This is a genomic window from Streptomyces mutabilis, from assembly GCF_014649815.1.
In the GTDB taxonomy this organism is placed as follows: domain Bacteria; phylum Actinomycetota; class Actinomycetes; order Streptomycetales; family Streptomycetaceae; genus Streptomyces; species Streptomyces mutabilis.
In genome coordinates, this window is sequence record NZ_BMTT01000088.1 from 1 (window position 1) to 1,146 (window position 1,146).

The 1,146-nt window shown below is 43.6% G+C and carries 1 protein-coding gene; it reads right to left on the minus strand.

Annotation, left to right across the window (positions count from 1 at the left end):
• Nucleotides 1–168: 168 nt before the first annotated feature.
• A partial coding sequence (locus tag IE142_RS39615) for a transposase (RefSeq protein WP_191889402.1) occupies nt 169–1,146 on the minus strand: 978 nt, incomplete at its 5' end.

The window sequence follows — 1,146 nt, forward strand, 5'->3', positions numbered from 1 at the left end:
CATTGTTACTATTGGTCCACGCTGTATGTGAGACAGGCTAGTAAACTTAGGGGTCAAAAGTCTGACTACACCCGCCATTTCGGCAAAAAATGCAATGAATTCAAACTCGATTTTCTCAACCAATTTAAATGATATTGATCTACAAATTGATTATATGGATTCCCCATATCAGTACTTTGTATACCAGCCGCGTGCTAGGCGTACAGCCTGAAGTCTACGTGGCATAGAGCGAATAAGGCGATCTATTCGCTCCTGAGGAATAGCCCACCAAGCAGCTTGAATACTCTCCCTAAATTGCGTCCAATCAATCTGTGATCTGCCGCCTAGAAAGAGCTCTGGATAGAGCTCTAAAAGCTTCTTTTTAAGCAGGTTCCAGAGGTGCTCAATAGGATTTAAATCAGGCGAGTGTGCAGGCCAATCCGGCACCCAAATTCCATGCCTTTCAAGCCAGTCCTGCGCCTCGTAGGAAACATGAATCTTTGCATTATCTTGTTGGAATATAGAGCCAGGCTTGTAGATTGGTAGAAGCCCCTTTTCTAGGCAGGCAAGGTAGGATTTGGTGGAGTATCCACCTCGAGGCGATACTTCATCGCGTTCTAGAACGACCAATTCAGATCGGCCACCAATCCATATAGCGCCCCAAACCATTTGAGAAATATCTTTTCCATGGTTTGTTAGATTAACTAGATCTTTTCTATATGCTTCATTAGAAAAGCGGAACACATATTGGGTTGAATTATTCGACTTTCGTTGGACAGAACATTCGTCCGAAAACATCATTTCAGATAAATAGGTAGAATTGGCCCACGTACGCGCGAATTGAAGGCGTTTTTTAGCCACATCAGGTCTTAGAGGTATACGCTTCTTAGCTTTCCATTTTTTTAATTGAAAAGTCCTAAGTACGCGCTTAATAGTAGAGTGAGAGATTGAAAAACCACTGCTAGCGATCAGGGCCTTGTAGCCTATCTTTGGCCTCCGGCGGGCAAGCAGATATATATAGCGCTTTTCAGCGAAGGTAAGCTTCTGAGGCCTGCCCTTTCTAGGCTTGCTTTTCAAGGTGTGGTGGTGCTGAAAGCGTTTTTTGGTTGAGTAAATAGTAGAGCGACAGACGTTAAATTGCTTCGCAAGTTGAGTAGGCGATATATT